The organism is Kingella sp. SNUBH-2017 (genome assembly GCF_028680565.1).
Taxonomy (GTDB): Bacteria; Pseudomonadota; Gammaproteobacteria; order Burkholderiales; family Neisseriaceae; genus Kingella_D; species Kingella_D pumchi.
The window spans coordinates 1-821 of the sequence record NZ_JAPHVK010000031.1; the positions used below are offsets into that span (position 1 = coordinate 1).

1 protein-coding gene is annotated in these 821 nt (G+C 52.5%); it reads left to right on the forward strand.

Annotated features, from left to right (window positions below; genetic code table 11):
* Positions 1 to 64: 64 nt before the first annotated feature.
* Positions 65 to 769, forward strand: coding sequence for an IS6-like element IS26 family transposase (locus tag OP500_RS11195; RefSeq protein ID WP_001067855.1), 705 nt, complete (start codon positions 65 to 67; stop codon positions 767 to 769).
* Positions 770 to 821 lie beyond the last annotated feature (52 nt).

Consider the following 821-nt stretch of genomic DNA (forward strand, 5'->3'; position numbering starts at 1 on the left):
GGGCACTGTTGCAAATAGTCGGTGGTGATAAACTTATCATCCCCTTTTGCTGATGGAGCTGCACATGAACCCATTCAAAGGCCGGCATTTTCAGCGTGACATCATTCTGTGGGCCGTACGCTGGTACTGCAAATACGGCATCAGTTACCGTGAGCTGCAGGAGATGCTGGCTGAACGCGGAGTGAATGTCGATCACTCCACGATTTACCGCTGGGTTCAGCGTTATGCGCCTGAAATGGAAAAACGGCTGCGCTGGTACTGGCGTAACCCTTCCGATCTTTGCCCGTGGCACATGGATGAAACCTACGTGAAGGTCAATGGCCGCTGGGCGTATCTGTACCGGGCCGTCGACAGCCGGGGCCGCACTGTCGATTTTTATCTCTCCTCCCGTCGTAACAGCAAAGCTGCATACCGGTTTCTGGGTAAAATCCTCAACAACGTGAAGAAGTGGCAGATCCCGCGATTCATCAACACGGATAAAGCGCCCGCCTATGGTCGCGCGCTTGCTCTGCTCAAACGCGAAGGCCGGTGCCCGTCTGACGTTGAACACCGACAGATTAAGTACCGGAACAACGTGATTGAATGCGATCATGGCAAACTGAAACGGATAATCGGCGCCACGCTGGGATTTAAATCCATGAAGACGGCTTACGCCACCATCAAAGGTATTGAGGTGATGCGTGCACTACGCAAAGGCCAGGCCTCAGCATTTTATTATGGTGATCCCCTGGGCGAAATGCGCCTGGTAAGCAGAGTTTTTGAAATGTAAGGCCTTTGAATAAGACAAAAGGCTGCCTCATCGCTAACTTTGCAACAGTGCC